Annotated in this window: 13 protein-coding genes; 3 read left to right on the top strand and 10 right to left on the bottom strand. The window is 64.4% G+C overall.

What is annotated here, in order from left to right:
• Positions 1-11 precede the first annotated feature (11 nt).
• The 3 genes from QZ609_RS00360 to QZ609_RS00350 are packed head-to-tail and all read right to left on the bottom strand — an operon-like array spanning position 12 to position 3,656.
• Complete coding sequence (locus QZ609_RS00360; protein WP_295489483.1) at positions 12-1,061, bottom strand: hypothetical protein; 1,050 nt, start codon at positions 1,059-1,061, stop codon at positions 12-14.
• Entirely contained in the window at positions 1,058-3,274 is a 2,217-nt protein-coding gene (locus tag QZ609_RS00355; RefSeq protein ID WP_295489481.1) for an FAD-binding protein, read from the bottom strand. The genes QZ609_RS00360 and QZ609_RS00355 overlap by 4 nt, the downstream gene beginning before the upstream one ends.
• Before the next feature lie 4 nt (positions 3,275-3,278).
• A complete protein-coding gene (locus QZ609_RS00350) occupies positions 3,279-3,656 on the bottom strand; it encodes a DUF805 domain-containing protein (RefSeq protein ID WP_295489479.1) in 378 nt (125 codons plus the stop codon).
• 143 nt (positions 3,657-3,799) lie between these two features.
• Here QZ609_RS00350 and QZ609_RS00345 point away from each other — a divergent pair, with 143 nt between their 5' ends.
• The gene (locus QZ609_RS00345) at positions 3,800-4,537 is read left to right on the top strand and encodes a helix-turn-helix transcriptional regulator (protein WP_295489477.1); all 738 of its coding nucleotides are present in this window, start codon (positions 3,800-3,802) and stop codon (positions 4,535-4,537) included.
• A gap of 288 nt (positions 4,538-4,825) precedes the next feature.
• On the opposite strand, the gene QZ609_RS00340 is transcribed toward QZ609_RS00345, so the two are convergent.
• Positions 4,826-5,353 (bottom strand): cupin domain-containing protein, encoded by a 528-nt coding sequence (locus QZ609_RS00340; protein ID WP_295489475.1) that lies wholly within the window; start codon positions 5,351-5,353, stop codon positions 4,826-4,828.
• Positions 5,354-5,361: 8 nt separating this feature from the next.
• Positions 5,362-6,567: a sterol desaturase family protein gene (locus tag QZ609_RS00335; RefSeq protein ID WP_295489472.1), complete on the bottom strand. Its 1,206-nt coding sequence runs from the start codon at positions 6,565-6,567 to the stop codon at positions 5,362-5,364.
• Positions 6,568-6,878: 311 nt separating this feature from the next.
• Here QZ609_RS00335 and QZ609_RS00330 point away from each other — a divergent pair, with 311 nt between their 5' ends.
• Together QZ609_RS00330 and QZ609_RS00325 are read left to right on the top strand one after the other, a co-directional pair.
• Positions 6,879-8,408, top strand: a complete 1,530-nt coding sequence (locus tag QZ609_RS00330; RefSeq protein ID WP_295489469.1) for a DASS family sodium-coupled anion symporter — start codon at positions 6,879-6,881, stop codon at positions 8,406-8,408.
• Positions 8,409-8,421: 13 nt separating this feature from the next.
• Positions 8,422-10,836, top strand: a complete 2,415-nt coding sequence (locus QZ609_RS00325; protein ID WP_295489467.1) for a hypothetical protein — start codon at positions 8,422-8,424, stop codon at positions 10,834-10,836.
• Positions 10,837-10,918: 82 nt separating this feature from the next.
• Here the strand turns inward: QZ609_RS00325 and QZ609_RS00320 are convergent, their stop codons facing one another.
• The 5 genes from QZ609_RS00320 to QZ609_RS00300 form a co-directional block, all read right to left on the bottom strand.
• Positions 10,919-11,632 (bottom strand): hypothetical protein, encoded by a 714-nt coding sequence (locus QZ609_RS00320; protein WP_295489464.1) that lies wholly within the window; start codon positions 11,630-11,632, stop codon positions 10,919-10,921.
• A 77-nt stretch (positions 11,633-11,709) separates the two neighbouring features.
• Positions 11,710-12,033 (bottom strand): hypothetical protein, encoded by a 324-nt coding sequence (locus QZ609_RS00315; protein ID WP_295489461.1) that lies wholly within the window; start codon positions 12,031-12,033, stop codon positions 11,710-11,712.
• 200 nt (positions 12,034-12,233) lie between these two features.
• Positions 12,234-13,292 carry a hypothetical protein gene (locus QZ609_RS00310; protein ID WP_295489458.1) on the bottom strand — a complete coding sequence of 353 codons (1,059 nt, stop codon included), beginning with the start codon at positions 13,290-13,292 and terminating at the stop codon, positions 12,234-12,236.
• The gene (locus QZ609_RS00305) at positions 13,289-14,863 is read right to left on the bottom strand and encodes a hypothetical protein (protein WP_295489456.1); all 1,575 of its coding nucleotides are present in this window, start codon (positions 14,861-14,863) and stop codon (positions 13,289-13,291) included. Before QZ609_RS00305 ends, QZ609_RS00310 begins: the two co-directional genes overlap by 4 nt.
• Positions 14,860-17,652: a type VI secretion system Vgr family protein gene (locus QZ609_RS00300; RefSeq protein ID WP_295489453.1), complete on the bottom strand. Its 2,793-nt coding sequence runs from the start codon at positions 17,650-17,652 to the stop codon at positions 14,860-14,862. Before QZ609_RS00300 ends, QZ609_RS00305 begins: the two co-directional genes overlap by 4 nt.
• Between the last annotated feature and the right edge of the window lie 77 nt (positions 17,653-17,729).

The following is a 17,729-nucleotide window of genomic DNA, read 5'->3' as shown; positions in this document are numbered from 1 at the left end:
GCGTGCATGCCTCAGTCGTCATAGACGTGCTCGACCTGCCAGCCACGCTGCTTGGCCGCCAGCAGCGCGGCCGACAGCTTCCCCACGGGCATGAGCACGGCCACCCGCCGCTGGTTGGCCGGCACCGACAGGGACTGCTCGAACAGCACGCGGCCCATCGATGGGTCGAACGGCGCGCCGCGCGCCAGCCATAGGGTGACCAGCACCTCCGATGTGTTGCCCGCAATATCGGTGATGTGGATGCCGTCCTCGGCCAGCGCAGTTGCCGCGATGCGGAAGTCGAAGTAGCGCGGCAGCGACAGCACGGCGCGCCCATCGGCTTCGCGTGCCAGGATGCTCACCCGTGCGGGCGGCGACCACGCCGGCGGCAGGTGGTCGACCACGACAGCGGTCGTCATGCGCGCGGGGGTGTAGATCACGCCGGTGGCCCACGCGATCAACTTGCCGTAGACCGCCTTGACGGCGTATTCGGTGGTCAGTGCGTACCGACGCTCCCACTTGCGCAGCATGCCGGGGCCGGTGGCCGGCACGTCGGTCCACAGGTGCTTGAGCCGTGCGGTGAAGTCGTACCGGTACCAGGGCTCCTGGCGGATGAAGTCGACATAGTCCTGCGCGGCCATGGCGGCGTAGCGGTCTTCAGCGCTGGGCCGGCTGCCGGAGAGCGCCCAGCTCAGCCGGCCGACGGTGTTTTCATAGGCGGAGCGCAGGGTGTACTCGACCGTGGTGCTGGCCGAGAGCACGTTGATCATCAGGTGATAGCCCGGGTTGGCGGGATACCCGTCGCGCCACTGTTCGGCCGTCACGGCGGCGTAGCTCGACCACAGTTGCCCGATGTGGCGCAGGAATGGAAAGTCTTGCGGCACACCGCTCTGCACGGTGCGGGCATATTCCGCCGGGCTGTGGACGAGAAACCATTCCGGATAGGTCAGCAGCGTCTGCTCGGCGCCGCGCCGCTCGGGCAGCGGGACGAGGCTGTTCGCCGTCTGCTGCGCACGCGCCGGTGCCGCCACGGCGGCGCTCAAGGCGAGTGCGGCCAATGCCAGTTTGAAGCCGTGGATCATGACGTTGCTCCTTCCTTGACGAAGGCCATCAGCAGGTTGTCGGTGGGGTCGCCTTCCTGGCGCAGCTGCACGCCGGTGGAGCGCAGGCCGCAGCGCTCGATGCGGCGGACCCAGGCGTCGGCGCTGGCGAAGTGGTGCAGTTCGGCAGCGTTGGTCGCCCAGCTTTCACCAAGCCCGGCATTGAAGACCGTATGCGCCAGCGCCACGAAGTGATGCATGGCGGAGGCGGCCACGTCGTGCTCGCGCACCACGAACATGCCGCCAGGCCGCAGCACGGCCGCGATCGAGGCCAGGAACGGCTGTAGCTTCTCGGGCGCCATGTGGTGCAAGCCGATGAAGCAGCTCACCAGGTCGGCGCTAGCGGGCGGCAGGGTGAGCGGCGCGTAGTCGTCCATGCGGACAGCCTTGCCGATGGGCGTGAGTTGTCCACGCTCGACGATATCGACCGGCGAGAACCCCGGCGCGGTATCCGTCACCAGCGTCACGCTGCCCGTGATGCTGGCGTGCTTGCGCAACGCGCGCACGTAGCGGCCGGTGGTGCCGATCTCGACGTAGTCGCGCAGGCGTGCATTGCCGATCAGTTGGGCAGTTTGCCGGCCGATCTCGCGTTTTTGCGTGGCGAGCGCGGGCAGGGCGTGGCTGAGCATGGCCAGGCGCGGCGTGATACCGGGCAACGCGGCCTGCAGGCTGCGGTAGATCGCTTCATCGTCGCCGCCCGCAGCCAGGCATTGCTTGATCAGGGTATGGAAGCGGTCTTCCGGCACCAGGTTGAAGATGTTCTGCAGGAAGGTGTAGAAGCGGTCGGCGGAATCGACGTTGCCGTAGACGGCGGCGAACAGCGACCGGTCGGCCGTCGTCGTGCCGCCCGTGTCCACTTCGGTCGACTGCGCGGGGGCGTAGTAGCGATCCCATAGCGCACCGCGCAGCCGATAGTGCGGGTCCAGCCGTGCCTTGAGCGCAAAAAGCTCGCGCGCCCGCGGGTAGGCGCAATGGAACTGCTCGGGCGTCGCATGCACCTGGTACGGCAGGTAATACGTGCCGCCGGCATCCAGCGCTGCGTCGATCAGCTCGCGCGTCCACACAGCCACCTTCTCCAGGGCATTGGGGCGCGTGCGCTGCTTGTAGTAGAGGACGAAGGCGAAGGTCTCGCCGCGCGCCCATGACATCACGGTCTGCGTGTCGGCATCGGCATGGCGCACGGAGACGTTGACGGCATTGACCTTGTAGCGCCGCAGCGTGGCGGCAAGTGCCTTGGTGAAGCGCGTCATCTGCGCGGCAGGCACGAAGTACTCCTGCAGCACGTAGGTGCGATGCTGCCGGTCGGTTGGCTCCAGCTCGGCCACGTCGTAGCCGGCTTCGTAGTTGCGCCAGTGCACCTTGCCACGCAGCGTGAGCAGCGGGTCGTAGAGGTACTCGCGGCGGAACTTGCCCAGCGGCGTTTCGGTGATGGACCACAGCAGGTACTTTTCCAGCAGGCGCGCGCGCCGTGGCGTTTGCAAGCGCGGCGCGGTGGCGGGCTTGTCGGTCACCGTCCAGCTGACGGCGCGGCCGGCGGCGTAGTGCGGCGGGTAGAGATCGAAGTTGTGGAACACCACATCACGGTGGCCGCGCACGTTGGCGTCGAACCAGGCCGGGTAGTCGGCCACGTCCAGCTTGATGGCGCTGCGTTCGACGCGAGCGTTCGGCACCAGCCCCAGTTCAGCTTCGGTGATGACGCCGACGGCACCATACCCGCCGATGGCCGCGTTGAAGAGCTCGGCGTGGATGGCCGGCGTTGCCTCCACCACCTCGCCATTGGTCAGCACCAGCGTAATGGCCCGCACGGACGAGGCCACCGGCCCGGCCGTATAGCGGCCATGCGCATTGACCGACAGCGTGCCGCCCACGGTGAAGTTGGCATAGGTCTGCATGATCTTGACCGCCAGGTCATGCGGATCGATGAAGCGCTGGATGTCGCACCAGCGCGTGCCGGCCTGCACGCGGATCGTGCTGGCCTCGGGGTCGAAGCGCAGGATGCGATTCATCTCGCGCAGATCCAGATGCAGCGTTCCCGGGCTGGCGGTCTGCCCGCCCATGCTGAAGTGCCCGCCGCCCACCGATACCGGGAAGACGGTGCCGGTCAGCGCGTCGACCACGTCCTGGGTCGAGTGGGGTGTCGCCACCGAGAACACCGGCATGCGATTGAGCTGTGTGACGTCGTTGATGGTGGTCATGGCGTCACCCCGCGATGTTGACCTGGAGGTAATCGCCACGCGGTGCCGGGCGGGCGTCGAAGCGGCTGTCGAAACGGTTGGGCCCGTCAGCGCCTCGCCGCAGCAGCGCCACCAGCAACCACAGCGGCCCGAGTACCGGGAGCATCACCCACAGCAGCTGGCGCCCGCTGAACCCGGCATCGTGCAGACGCCGCACCGACGCGGCACCGGCCGCCCACAGGAACAGCGCGCTGAAGATGGCCGCCGCCGCGTCACCCCAGGCCGTCGCGGCGAGCGTGCCGAGCAACGCGCAGGCCAGCGCCATCCCAGCCAGGCGAAGCGCCCACGCGCGGCGTGACAGCCGCCCCCGTGCGCAAAAGAGAGAGATCAGGATCGGTTTCAAAGCGGGCTCCAGTTCGAAGGTCAGGTGCGTCGGGTGCGCCGGATTGGCGTGAGGCGCAGCATGGCCAGTGGGACTGGAATTCGCACGGTTTATCTGGAAAAATTGCCGAACCGACACTTGAAGTATCAAAGAACGATACCGATATGACCGAAATTGCACAGCTCATCGCCACCATCAAGCTGCAGCTGAAGGCGGCGGGAATGACCTATCGCGACGTTGCGCAGGCGCTGGACTTGTCGGAGCCCAGCGTGAAGCGGCTGCTTTCCAGCGGGCGGCTGACAGTCGACCGCCTTGCGCAGTTCAGCGAGCTGCTCGGCATGACCATGGCGGAGCTGCTGCGTGAATCGGAAGCGTCACAAGCGCGCATCCATACGCTCACGCACGCGCAGGAGGCGCAGCTCGTGTCGAACGACAAGCTGCTGCTCGTCGCCGTCTGCGCGTTGAATCACTGGACGCTGGCGGACATCGTTGCGACCTATCGCCTGTCGGAGGCGGAGTGCATCAAACAGCTGTTGGTGCTCGATCGCATGGGGGTGGTGAACCTCAAGCCGGGCAACCGCATCCAGCTGCTCGTCGCCCGCGATTTCGACTGGCTGCGTGATGGCCCGATCCGGCAGTTCTTCCTGCAGCAGGGCATGCCCGATTTCATGGAAAGCCGCTTCGACGGCGCGGACGAGACCATGGACTTCAGCCACGGCATGTTGACCAAGGCCGGCTACGCGCAACTGCAGGTCGAGTTGCGCAAGCTGCGCGCCAAGCTCGCCACCTTGCACGACGAAGCCGCCAACGCGCCGCGCGCAGAGAAGCACGGCACCGCGTTGCTGCTGGCGATGCGGGTGTGGGAGCCGGCCGCGTTCCGCGCGTTGCGGCGGGCGGTGTAGGGCGTGTCAATCGCGCTTCACATGCCCATGAAGTGACGCAAAAAAGCCCCCCGAGAATTGGACCCAAGAAGCGTTATTGCTCGCGCAATGGCTTGGCGCACCCCTTATCTAGACTGAATCCGTGCCGATAACACACCTATCGGAGCACTGCAGGGATGGGAGGGAATCATGACCACCGCAGCCACCTGGATCGTCATTCTGAGTTGCGCCTACATGGAATACAGCACGTGGCGCGGCATGAGCGTCTACCGTCGCACGGTCGACTATGACAACGTGGTCTGGTGCTGATCAGCGCACCGGTGGCTTGGGTAGCAACCTTCGGATCAGCCCATCATGTGCAGCGTAACCTTCCAGCAGCGCGCGGCCTTCCGCCAGCTCAAATTCGCTGAATTCAAAACCCGGTGCGACGGTGCAGCCCACCAGCGTGTAGCCGTGCGCCCCGGCAATGCGCTCCGCCGCAAACCAGTGGCCTGCCGGCACCACCGCCTGGTACACCGCCATCTCGTCCTCGGCGGCGTGGCCCAGGCGATGCGTGCGCACCGCACCGTGGTCTTCCAGCACATGCACGTCTAGCACGTCACCCGCATGGAAGTGCCAGAGCTCATCCGATTGGATGCGGTGCCAGGCGGAATAGGCGTCATCCGCCAACAGGTAGTAGATGGCGGTGGCGGCCGCACGTTCGACGGGCGGGCCATCGATCATGCCACGCTGGATGCGCTCCTCGCTGCGATAGGTCTCGCGGTAGAAGCCGCCTTCCGGATGCGGCGCGAGGCCGAGGCGGGTGATGAGGCGCTGGGCTGCGGGCGCGATCGGCATGGCGAGGGTCAGTCCGGCTGACGGCGGAACGGAAAGCGCTGCTGGTTGATGAAGCCATCGGGCATGTAGTCGCCCACCACGCCGTACTTTTCCGGGAAGGCCTTCTTCGATTTCACCGCCGTGCCGAACAGGTGGTCGATGAAGGCGAAGTGCGCCGCGTAGTTTTTGTCGATCGCCTCGTCTTCCGACGAGTGGTGCCAATGGTGGAAATCGGGCGTGACGAAGATGTACTTCAGCGGCCCCCATGGCAGGTGCACGTTGGCGTGATTGAACACCGCCTGGAAGCCCACGATGATGATGTAGACATCCACCACGGACTTGTCGAAACCCAGCACGAACAGCGGCCCCAGCACCGCCACGCGCGTGACGATCAACTCCAGGATGTGCTGGCGCGAGCCGGCCAGCCAGTCCATCGTCTTGACGCTGTGGTGCACGGCGTGGAAGCGCCACAGAAATGGCACCTCGTGATACGCACGGTGCGTGACGTACTCCATCAGGTCGGCCACCAGCATGCACAGCAGCAGCTGCGGAATGAACCAGATGTGCTGCACCATCTGCTGGAACTCGGCATGCACCATCCACCCGAACACGCGGTGGATCAGGAAGTTCACCACCAGCAGCACCAGCCCCACGATGAAGTGGTTGACCGCGAAGTGCGCCATGTCGGTCTGCCATTCGGCGCGGAAGACCGGCTGCTTCTTATAGAGCGGGAACAGCTTTTCGAGCAGCACGAAAATCAGGGTCGAGCCGAGCAGGTCGAGAATGAACCAGTCGAGCCCGATATACGGCGTGTGATCGGGGAAATCACCGACAGGCACGCGCGAGCCGCCCAGCGCCACCGCCGCCAGCACCAATGCAAAGGCCAGGCAATTCAGGCGCCGGCGGTTATCCAGCACGATATTGGCCAGCGCAAGACCGCCGGACGCCAGCAGCGAGACAAACAGGATCTTGCGCAGTACGTCCACGGAATAGGCGTGGCGCAATTCGGGCGTGGTCAGATACTGCGGAAAATGGAAGGCCAGCACGCCCAGCAGGCAGAGGAAGCCAAGCACGAGAGCAACGATGGTGCCGAGCAGGCCATTGCCCAATTTCAGGCCGCCGCTGCTGTGGAGGAGGTCGTTGGCTTCGCGCACCGTGGCGTCGGCCGCGCGCACGATGGCGGGCTGGTGGTCGCGCTCGGCATCTGCCGACGCGGGTTTGTTGGATTGATCCATGGGGCTGACCCTTTCGCGTTGTTCTGATTTTTTATACATCGCGCGATGCGATTGGCTTTGCCGGAAACATTACCGATTCTTCATCGATCCCCGTTCGCACGGCTGCGCGATTATAGGTCTGTCCGGCGCATTTTTTGAAACGCATTTGACGCGATTGATGGCGTCAGCCACCTCCGGCTTGGCCGCAAACGTCATAACCATATGCCAACCCATTCGTTGGCATTTTGAGGTGAATCCGTAGCATTGCCCCAAGGGGGCCGGACTGACCAGTGTGGCGTCTTTGTTATCTGACAAACCGCCATGGGGCCATCGTGAGCAGTCCAGTCCATCCGTCATCGCTGTCGTCGCAAACCGGCTGGCAGGCCGAGCTGCCGCGCGCGGGCGCACAGTTTCGGCCGAGCCCGCTGCTCAAAGCGCGTCTCGGTTTCCTTGCCGCGTGGGCGGCGTTCTTCCTCGTCCTGTTCGTGCTGCCGCAGCCGGCTGGGCTGTCGCTGGCCGGACGCGCCACCTTGGCGGTCGTCGCCTGGGCCGCGATGATCTGGATGACCGAGGCCGTGCCGGTGGGCGTGAGCGGCATCCTCATCCCAGCCCTGTTGGTGCTCGCGCACGCCATCACGCCGTTCAGCAAGGCGGCCAGCGGTTTTGCCTCGCCGGTGGTGTTCCTGTGCCTGGCGGCCTTCCTGTTTTCGTCGATCATGCAGGCGGCTGGGCTGGACCGGCGTATTGCGCTATGGCTGCTCGACAAGCTCAAGACCAGCACCGCCAACGGCGTGATCTGGGCGATGTTCGTGGTCAACTTCGTGCTGAGCTTCCTGGTGCCGGCGGCCAACGCGCGCGCGGCGGCGCTGCTGCCGGTGGTCAACGGCATTGCCGACCTGTTTGGCGACACCCCGCGCGAGCGCAGCGCCAAGAAGGCCATCGTGATCCAGTCGCTGGTGTATGGCTCGATGATCAGCGGCATGTGCATCCTGACCGCGCACCTGCCCAACCTGGTGATTGCCGGTCTGTTGCAGAAGCAGCTCGGCCTGCATCTGTCGTATCTCGACTGGTTCACGCTGCAGTGGCCGTACCTGGGCATGTTCGTGCTGACGCAACTGTGGGTGCAGTTCTACTTCAAGTCGCGCGCCGTGCGGCTGCCGGGCGGGCCGACGGCGATTGCCGAGCAACGCGCCGCGCTGCCGCCGGCCGGCGCCCAATCCAAGGCGATCCTGCTGGTGTTTGCGACCGTGTCGGTGCTGTGGGCCACCGAGGCGTGGCATGGGCTGCCATCAGAGATCGTAGCGTTGCTGGGGCTGGCGGCGCTGTTCGTGCCGGGGCTGACCGGCATCGGCTGGAAGGATGTCCAGAGCCGCACCATCTGGGGCACGTTCTTCCTGCTGGCGGGGGCACTGAGCCTGTCGGCGGCCATCAGCGAGACCGGCCTCGCGCCGTGGGTGGCTGACTGGCTGTATCGCTTCGCGCAAGGCCATCCGTGGTGGCTCGCACTGCTGATCGTGATGATCGGCACGCATGCGGCGCGGCTGGCGATGCTCTCCAACGTGGCCGCCGTCACGATGATCGCGCCCATCATGCTGGCGCTCGCACCCAAGCTCGGGCTGCATCCGGCCGCCTTCACGCTGCTGGTGTGCGACAGCGACAGCTTCGCCTACATCCTCCCCACGCAGATCACCGCGGCGGTGGTCGCCTACAGCAGCGGCACGTTCTCTACGGCGGACTACGCCAAGGTCGGCGTCGTCTCCGTGCTGATCGGCATCGCCTATGGCGTCTTCGTGATGGCGCCGTGGTACGCGCACCTCGGCATTCCCGTGTGGGACGCCAGCGCGCCGTGGCCTTTCCATTGATCGGAGCCTTTGCATGAATGACCGAGCATCCCTGGCGGTGGGCTATACCGCCCTGCGCGAGCGGCTGCGCGAGCGGCTGGGCGAGCACCACGCGCCCGCCGGCTTGTATGAAAAGAACAAGGCCTTGCCCTTCGCCGGCCGCGCGACTTGCTCCGTGAGCCGGCTGGAAGCGGGCGAGTGGGCCGAGATCCTGATCGACTACGAAGTCGGCGCATCGGGCATTGCGGATGGCGCGTGGCTCAAGGCCACCTTCAAGTTCTATTCCGACTGGGCTCTGTTCCAGACCACCGACCCGTCTGGCGCCAACTACCTCACCGCTGAATACCAGGCCGGCCCGCTGGTGCCCGGCCAGAGCCCGGCGACGGTCCAGGCGCTGAACGTGCGCTTCGAGCAGAAGGGCCACGAGCGGCCGTTCCAGAAGGCGATCATCGTCGACGTGGTCGACGGCTACCTGAACGCGGGCGACCACATCCTGATCCGCCTGGGCGACCGGCGGCGCGGCGGGCCCGGCACGCGCGTGCAGACCTTCATCGAAGACAACTTCCGCTTCCGCCTGTACGTGGACCCGCTCGGCACCTCGCGCTTCGTGGCGGTGCCGGGCGATGTGGTGATCGACATCCATGCGGGCCAGCCGGCACACGTGCAGTTGCAGGGGCCGCGCTTCGCCCGGCCAGGCACGCCGGTGGCGGTACGTGCATCGCTGCTCGATCGGTGGGGCAACATCAGTTCGGATGTGGGCGGCGCAATTCGCTTGACTGCTTGGGACGGCAACACGCGCGTACACCAGCGCGACTACTCCGTGCCCGAAGCCGGCTGGGCAACGCTCGGCATCGACGACTTGCCGACCGGCACCGGCACGCTGCGGCTGGAAGCGTCGTTGCTGAACGCGCCGCGCGTGAGCACGGGCACGGCATGGCTGTCGATCTTTGACGCGCCCAATGCGCCGCGCGCGTTCTATGCGGACCTGCACGTGCACGCCCACGACACCGTCGGCACCAACAGCCCAGCCTACAACGCGGCATATGCGCGCGACATTGGCGGCATCGACGTGTTCGGCTACACCGTCAACGATTTCCAGATCACCGACGCCAACTGGAAGCTCGGGCTGGAGGCGGTGAACACCATCAACGAGCCCGGCCGCTTTGTCGCATTTCCGGTGCAGGAGTGGTGCGGCAGCTCCACCGCCGGCGGCGATCACAACGTCGTCTTCCTCGGCGACGAGGCGCCTGGCTTCCCCTACAACGCGCGCGGCGAGCACAACCGCACGCTGGTGTGGAACGAAGACATGAAGGGCGCCGCCGCCGAACTCGGGCGCTGGCCGATTGAAGAGCTGTGGGACGCCTACATCGACGCGCCTGAGCTGCACCTGATCATGCCGCACGTGGGTGGGCGTCGCTACATCCCGGACTGGCACCACCCGCAACTGGAGCGCTTGGTCGAGATCGCCTCCAGCTGGGGCCACTTCGATTGGCTGTACCGTGATGTGATCGCACGCGGCTACCAGCTCGGCGTGGCGGCCAGCGGTGACGAGCATCGCGGCCGGCCCGGCGGCGGTGCGCCTGGCGTGCAGGTGTTCGGCGTGCGCGGCGGCCTGACCGGCGTGCTGGCGGAGCGGCTCGATCGTCAATCGATCGGCCGTGCCCTGCGCGCGCGCCACACGTGGGCCAGCACGGGTGAACACACCGCGCTGCTGGTGCGCAGCGGCAACCATATCCAGGGCGACGCGTTCACGCACCACGGCCCCGCGCGCCTCGACTACCGCTTTCTCGGCCAGACCGGCTGGGAATACCTCGCCGCCTACGACCACACCGGCCTGATCTGGGAGCGCAATCTGCACAAGGAGGCGGGCTTCTCCGACCGCCTGATCCGCGTGCGCTGGGGTGGTGCACGCATCCGTGACCGTTACCGCTGGGCCGCGTGGCAGGGGCGCATCCGCATCCTCAACGGCACCATCCACCGCTTCGGCGGCCACGGCTTCGAGCACCTGGAGGAATCCTGCTGGCGCGAAGGCACCACCGACATCGGCTTCCGCAGCGATACCTATGGCGATGCCGACTGCGTGGAGATCGACATCGGCAACCTAGCGGCCGCGCGCATCGTGATCGACGGGCACATCGACAGCTACATCAAGGTGGGCGACCCGCTGCAGCGCAATCCGTTTGCACACGCGCCGGATTTCCACTGGGAGATCAGCGGAGCGGAGCTGCTGGCCAAGGATGGGCTGCGGCTGGAGCTGGGCGGTACCGAGCTGTTCATCGCGGTGGAGCGGCTGACGGAGCAGGCGCTGCCGGTGGATGTGGGCGGAAATATCGAAGTCGATCCGGTCAACGGGCCGTTTGGCTTCCGGCCGGTGTACTTCCATGGGCGCGAGCGGGATGACGGGAAGGTGTGGTCGTCGGCGCAGTTTGTGGAGTTTGTGGAGGGGTGATTGCCACGGGCGTATTCGCGGGCGAGGCAGTACGCATCCGTCGGATGCCCTTGCCCTTCACTAGCGAGCGCTGGCGGGCAACCTAATCCCCAGCCTTGACCGTCAGCGACTGCAACCACTGCGCGAGCTGCGCTTCGCCTTGTTCGTCCAATTGCCCTGAAAGCGCGCCATACCATTCGACAATGGCCTCGTCCGGCATGTTTGCCCGGAGGACGGGCAGGGTGACCTCCAGAAAGCTGGAGAAGAAGGGAATGCCTCGCATGTAGAGGAGATGCGAGTCGGTGATGCGGACATGGGCGTAGACATCGCGCACCCAAGCCACATACGGCAGCGCTTCCGCCATGTGCCCGCTTTGCTTGAGCGAGGAGATGAATTGGGTGCGGCCGGTGACGCTGGACAGCTCGTGCGTCTGCTCGTTGATCTGATCGAATTTCTGCAGCCACGCCTCGCCGCGATCGACTTCGCCGCACATGACCGAAGTGGTCGCCAATTGCAGCGCGTTGTGTGCGCTGGGCTCCTGATTGAACAGCGCAAGCCAGTAGGGGAAGGCTTCGGGATAGCGGTGCATGCCCGAGTAGGACAGGGCGCATAGGCGGTTGGCGTCGGCGAGGCGATCAACGTAGGGGGCTGCGGCGCGGATGGCTGCTTCGTGCCGGCCTTGTTGATAGGCTTTTAGGGCGGAGGCCAGTTCTGGGACGATGTCGTCGGAGGCGTCGCCATCGTCTTTTGGCGATGGCGAAGGATCGGCTACCGCGTCTTTGGTGTTTCTTCCGAACAGTTTTTTTAGCAAGCCCATGGTGGTTTTCTTCTGAATCTTAAAGTGCGGTGGCCTAGACTAGACCTGACAGTGGTTGGTGATTCATGCCACCACCCCTAAGAAGCGCTGCGCTCCACGCTGATCGATTCGCAGACAGCCTCCTTCCCCCAGGCGACAATGCGCAATGTCCCCACCTCCCACTCCAACATAAATTGACCGAAGTCGAGTCCGCCATAGGTGTAGTTGCTGCCAAATGCCTGCACCAGGTTTTCGATTGGCTGGCCGGTGAACCTGCCATGGTCCGTCAGCAACGCCAAAACCTTTGTCTCCTGTTTCGCCTGTTCGCGCCGTCTGCGCAAACTCGCACGCTTACGCCAGCTCAGCAAGAGCAACCAAAGCACGAGGCCGACAATAAGCGAGGGTATCGATATCGAGATCAAGATTTATCCACCTTCTTCTGCGTTAGCACGTCGAGCCATCCTCAACACGCAGCGTCTGGGTCGCACCCTTGTACGCGATGGCCGGTGTTCCTGTGAGTTCGGTGCTGTCCGCCGACTTATTTCGCACGCCAAACACGAGTGTCGCGATGATGCGAGTGGTCCGCGGCGGCGAATAGTACGACCAGCGTGGCAAGGTGGTGCTACAGCTTCGGATCAGACTGATCGATGTCCCATTGCCAAATGGTAGAGCCGTAGTCAGACGCCACTTCTGGCATGGTGTCTCCTGACTTGAAGAACCGGCGCGATCCGCTCTTGGCAGGGGTCATCCAGTAGCCAGCTTTCGGGCATGCTTGCCCTGCCTCACAGCGCAGACGCAAGCCCTCCGAGAGCGCGATCTGACCAGTAGTTTGCGAGACGAAATACCAAGTCGTATCCACAGCTTTCGTTTCTGTCAGCGTGATCGATCGTTCTTCCACATCGTCATCGTCAGGCATTGGGAAGTCTGCCCAAACGTCGATCGGCCTTCCCCAATACACCTGATATGCAGGTTGCATTGGGTGCCCTTGGACGCAGAATGCGAGGCTAAAGTCGTTTGCACCGTCTAGCCATTGCTTGGGTACCCATACCCCGGTGCGAGGGCATGAGGTGCCTGGACTGACGTGCTCGCCAAAATCAATAGGATGTCTTGGGTATGGTGTTGGCGGCGACATGATTCCGTACTCTTCTGCATACTGGATAGCTCTTGCTGTATCACCTACGTGACTGTCGTCCCGATCGACGTAGATTTGATCGCTTCCAGCTGAGCCACGGTTTAACCAAAGCCTTCCGCCTGCTTCGTTGTTACGTAGTGTTTCGCTTCCAGTGCCACAGGCATAACTTAGGCGGTGGAAGGCTTGATCCCATTGCTTGCGTTGCTCGTCATTCATCCATCCCAGGGGTTGCTCGACGAGCCCCCGGTAGTCTGCTGACGGAGCCCGCAAGAAATCAATCATCGGCATGTAGTCGCCGCCGTTTTTGATGAACCCGATACCGCGACGAATGTTTTCAGCGTGCGTCAGGTAGCGCGAGACCCAATAGTCCAGCCGAGCAGCGCCATGCAGTGCATGCCCAGTAATGAATGTGTTGTAGATGTCCGCGAACTCTTCGCACAGGCGCGCGCACAGCTCGTAGTACGCAATGGATGTGGTTTGATATAGAAACCATGCATCCTGATCGAGGTTGCGTGGTGTGTCGTAGGGTTTCAGGCTTGTTGCACTCATTGAATATCGTCGGGTAAGGAAACAATGACGCCCTTCGCTTCTTGTTGATTCCAGTCTGCGAAACCCCATCCCGTTTCGTAGGGTCCCTTCACGTGGGGGTCCGTGGCCGTATCACGCAGGGGCGCGGCCACTTTCCTGCCCGTCACGTCTTCCCACTCGACCCGAGTATCCGGTTGGCCGTTACGCCCAGGCAACTGCTGCCCACTCTCATGGTCGATGCGTGGGTGTGTCGCCGCAAACTTGTCTTGCGAAGGGTAAAACACGATCTGGTCTGTGCCGCCGGTCAGATGATACGGGGTACCTTCAAGTTTCTGTGAGGCGGCAGGTCCTCTCCAGGCAGCCAGCGTTTCTCCGGCCGGAATTTCATACACAACGTACTGACCGTTTTGATTCCACTCCGGCTTGACGGCTAGTTTTTCTCGCCACTCCGCACGGCTCTTCAGGCTGTTAAATGTTTTCTCGTCAACCCAAAAGATACCTCCGGCGGCGTTGGTTGGATCAACCACACGGTAGAGCTTGGCAGGACCTTTGATTTGGGTTGGCGCGAGCTTGCCTCGTTCGAAGGTTTGAATCACGCCGGCATCGAGTGCTGGCGGAGTGGGTTGACCTGCTTTGCGCAGTTTCTCAATTTTTGCATCGAATTCCGCCCGGGTCACCTCAGCTTCTTTCAGCGTAGGTGCTGGGTGCGGAAGTTTGTCGCCCAACCGCACCCAGCTGGGCGGATGCTTATTCATCAACTGCGCTGCGCCTTGTTCACTCATCGGCGCAATCCACCCTTTGTTATGCGTCCGCGTATACGCGATCCACGCATGATCATCCAAGCGCTTGGCTGTCACACGGAGGATAGTGTGGATTGGCGCAGTGAATTGCTCCAACTGCGAAGCGATGCGCTGTTTGTTCTTGCCAAGGAAATCCAGGAAATCATTCAGCTTCTCGCGCGTTGAGCTCGGCACGATCAGCTTCATACGGCCGAGAAGCTTCTCGATCTTGTCAGCAGCCTCCAGAAACTGCGAGCGTAGCCTCGACCCGTTGACCTTCTCCGCCAGTTCCGTGATTTTCTTTGAGCAGAATTTGAAGATGTCTGGCACACCTTCCTTCGTCGCCCACTTCACAACCTTCGAGTTGCTGAGGAATTCCGCAATCTTGGGCAGCGCCGCATCGAGCGCTCGGTTCGTGGCCTGCCCTAGTTTGGTTGCATCCAACAGGTCTTCGGCGCGCCTGAGGTACTTCCGGATATAGACGAAGGCGATCTTGACAACGCCCTTGATCACGGAGCCGATTTCCGGGAAGAAGCCAATGATGGTCAATGCGATAAAGAACAGCACCAGCTTGTTGCTGGGGTCCTTCCGATACGCGCGAATATTGGCGCAAAGGTCACGGATATCGCAAATCGTATCGACGATGGGGATCAGCGAGATCACCATATCGGCTGCGATCTGACCGGCAGAGCGATCTTCCTGGAAGTCCCCCTGAATAGCCTCCCAGAGCCACAGTCCGACACCCTTGTCTTCTGGTTTGGCCTCGCCATGAACGAGTGCCAGCGCTTCTTCTGTTTGTTGTTGGCTGCTCATGCGACCGTGTCCGCTTTGTCCGAATTCAGTTTGGCTTCTTCCCCACGAATGAGGGGTTCAGTAGCGGCCAAGAGGTCGTCCAGCGTGGGGCGAACAACATCCTTCGCGGACGGATTGTTTTTATACGTCAGTGTGGCCCCTCCCCAGGGAACCCCTTCTTCTCGCTGCTCTGCAGCGCCATTCAATTTTCCTGTTCGTTTGGTTCCATCGGTGAACGCTAGTTCGTACTCGATGTTGCGCATGGGCTGTCCTTCGTAGCCAAGCAGACTCATTTCGATCCAGTTTGGCTGGTTGGTAGAGGTCGGCAACGCCGGCAGCGCAGCCGCCTGCCCGCCCGGCCCAATCAACGGATGCCCCGCCCCCTTGACCGACAACGTCCCCGACGTCTCAAACGTGATGGCGTTGCCCTCCAGCCGAATCATCGAATCCCCGCCATGCAGCACGATGTTCTGCTGCGCCAGGATCTCGACCGAATCCGCAGAGGACGTGACGGTGACGGCCTTGTCGGCCAACACCGCCAGTGCATCGGTATGGGCCTGGATCGACACCGGCCCACCTTCGGCGACGGCGCGGATGCCGTTGCGCTGGGCGAACAGGCTCACGCCCTTGGCGGCGGCCGCGGCTACCACGTTGCCGGTGGCCAGATGCCAGTCCGCCTGCGCGGTGCCATGCAGGTGCCGGCCCGCGTAGACGGTCGTGGTGGCCTGCGAGGTGAGCGCAATGCTCGATGGCGATTCCGCTACCAGCAGCGGCTGGCCGAAGCGTTCCACCGGAGCCTTGCTCGGCTGGGTCGCGTCCTGCCCGTTGACGTTGCCTTTGTAGTGGCCGTCCTGTGCCGGGTCCAGCGCCTGCGTGATCGGCTCGAACGCCTCGGTGGCCGCCAGCGGCAGCGCTTGCTGGCTGGAGGCGGCATCGGACAGGCGCTGTGCGGTACGTTGCGCCGCGGTGAGCTGCCCACGCGCCTCATGCGCATCGAGCACCGTGCCCGCCGCCTGCGCCCGCGCCGTGGTCGAGAGCAGCAGCCCCGCGCCCGCGCGCACCACGGCCCAGGCATCGGTGCGCAGCTCCGCCCCGGTGCCGCGCCAGCTACCGCGCTCGCCGCCGGTGGCGCCGTGCGAGGTCACGTAGCCGAGGTTGAGCTGGCTGTTGGCGGACGAACTGGCCAGGCGCGTGCGCAGCTGGCCAGGATGATCGTCGACCACCCATTGGTTGTAGCCGTCGCCGGAGAGGCCCTGCGAATGCCAGCCGGACAGCGCTTGCCCGAGCGGCGCATCGGCGGGGGCCCAAGGCAGGGCGTCCTGCGTGTTGTGCAGCTGCATGGCGACCATCGGCCGGTCGATGTCGCCGTCGAGGAAGGTGAGCAGCACCTGGGTGCCGGCGCGCGGCAGGTGGTTGCCGCCCCAGTTGGGGCCGGCGCTGGCGGTGGCCACGCGCACCCAGGCGGTGACCTGCGTGCGGTCGCTGCTGCCCGGGTCGGAGAAGGCGTTGACAGCAGGCGCACGCAGCCACGGGAAGCGGATGCGCACGCGGTGGTCGCGGTCGGTGGTGAGCGGCGCGCCGCCATCGGCGATGACCACGGCGGCCTGGCCCTCGGGCGCGGTCGGGCGGCGACAGTACGCCGGCACGATCGGCGCATCGGCCGGCACGGCGACGAAGCGGTTGCGGTAGCTGCCGGATTCGATGGCGGTGGTGCTCAGAAAACGCGCGAGGTCGGTGCCCAGGTTGTTGGCCGCCTCGTGCTCGACCTGCAGCGTGACGAACTCGCTGTGCTTGCTGTCGAAATGCTGCGTGAGCTTGAAGCGCTGCCCGGCCCCGAGCTGGCGCACGCCGCCCTGGCCCTGGTAGCGCAGGTAGGCACCTTCGTGGGCCTGCATGCGCAGGCGTGCGGCGCGGCTGGCGCCCTGGGCATCGGCAAAGCGGTAGGGGCCGGAAGCTTCGAAGGATTCCAGCGTCGGCAGCTCGCCGCCCGGGTCGCTGGCGGTGGCTTGGCCCGAGGTGGCGGCCAGCGCCTTGTAGTCCCACGCTGCGACAGTCACGGCGTTGGTGCCGACGGAGCGCGTCTGCGAGAACCGCTCGATGGCGTCTGTGCTTTCCGTGGCATCGACGCGATGGAAGCGGATGCTGGGTTGCGCGCAGGCCGGCCGCTCGGCGTCGTTGTCGAAGATGACCACGGTGTGCTTCGACTGCGCGTTGTCCTGCCGCTTCTCGTCGCTCTGCTGGTGCTCGATGCGGAACGACAGGCCTTCTTCGGCCAGCAGGCGCATCACAAAGGCGTAGTCGGTCTCGCGGTACTGGCAGCAGATCGAGCGCTTGGCGCACGGCTGGCGGGTGGAGATCTTGTAGTGCGCGACCGGATATTCAGAGAACACCTCTTCGATGATCTCCAGCGCGGTCTTGTTCTGGTAGACGAAGCAGTCGCTGCGCGTGCGCAGGCGATCGAGCCACGGCACGATGCGCAATCGATAGCGCGCCAGGCCGCCGTCGCCGCCCAGGGCTGCGCAATCGGCCACATAGCCGTGCCACGCGCGCCAGCGGCCGTCGGCCAGCATCAGGCGCAGCGTGGCTTCCTGCGAGGCCAGCTTGGCCGTATCCAGGTGGGCCGACGGGCTCAGGCAATCGACCTGCAGCACGAACGACGCCGATACCGCCTCGGTGGCGGTAAAGCGCTCCACGACCAAATTGTCGGTGGTGAGCGCCGTCTCGATGGCGATCTGGCGGGTCTGCTGCCCGAGCAGTGCGCCCAGGACGGCTTGCGGCACGGCGGCCGGCAGGGGTGACAAAGCGTTCATCGGAGCGGCGTCGCGCGATGGTTCTTGTTCTTGATGGGCGGTTCAGCGGGGGGCTGGCCGGTGGGCGGCGTCAGGCC

Source organism: uncultured Ralstonia sp., from assembly GCA_913056305.1.
Classification (GTDB): Bacteria; Pseudomonadota; Gammaproteobacteria; order Burkholderiales; family Burkholderiaceae; genus Ralstonia.
Note: the sequence above shows the minus strand (reverse complement) of the source record. Positions and strands in the feature narration are given on the sequence as shown.

Bases quoted from the DNA above. Each gene is read 5' to 3' on its own strand.
- QZ609_RS00360 (WP_295489483.1), bottom strand. From the start codon at position 1,061: ATGATCCACGGCTTCAAACTGGCATTGGCCGCACTCGCCTTGAGCGCC.
- QZ609_RS00355 (WP_295489481.1), bottom strand. From the start codon at position 3,274: ATGACCACCATCAACGACGTCACACAGCTCAATCGCATGCCGGTGTTC.
- QZ609_RS00345 (WP_295489477.1), top strand. From the start codon at position 3,800: ATGACCGAAATTGCACAGCTCATCGCCACCATCAAGCTGCAGCTGAAG.
- QZ609_RS00340 (WP_295489475.1), bottom strand. From the start codon at position 5,353: ATGCCGATCGCGCCCGCAGCCCAGCGCCTCATCACCCGCCTCGGCCTC.
- QZ609_RS00335 (WP_295489472.1), bottom strand. From the start codon at position 6,567: ATGGATCAATCCAACAAACCCGCGTCGGCAGATGCCGAGCGCGACCAC.
- QZ609_RS00325 (WP_295489467.1), top strand. From the start codon at position 8,422: ATGAATGACCGAGCATCCCTGGCGGTGGGCTATACCGCCCTGCGCGAG.
- QZ609_RS00320 (WP_295489464.1), bottom strand. From the start codon at position 11,632: ATGGGCTTGCTAAAAAAACTGTTCGGAAGAAACACCAAAGACGCGGTA.
- QZ609_RS00310 (WP_295489458.1), bottom strand. From the start codon at position 13,292: ATGAGTGCAACAAGCCTGAAACCCTACGACACACCACGCAACCTCGAT.
- QZ609_RS00305 (WP_295489456.1), bottom strand. From the start codon at position 14,863: ATGAGCAGCCAACAACAAACAGAAGAAGCGCTGGCACTCGTTCATGGC.
- QZ609_RS00300 (WP_295489453.1), bottom strand. From the start codon at position 17,652: ATGAACGCTTTGTCACCCCTGCCGGCCGCCGTGCCGCAAGCCGTCCTG.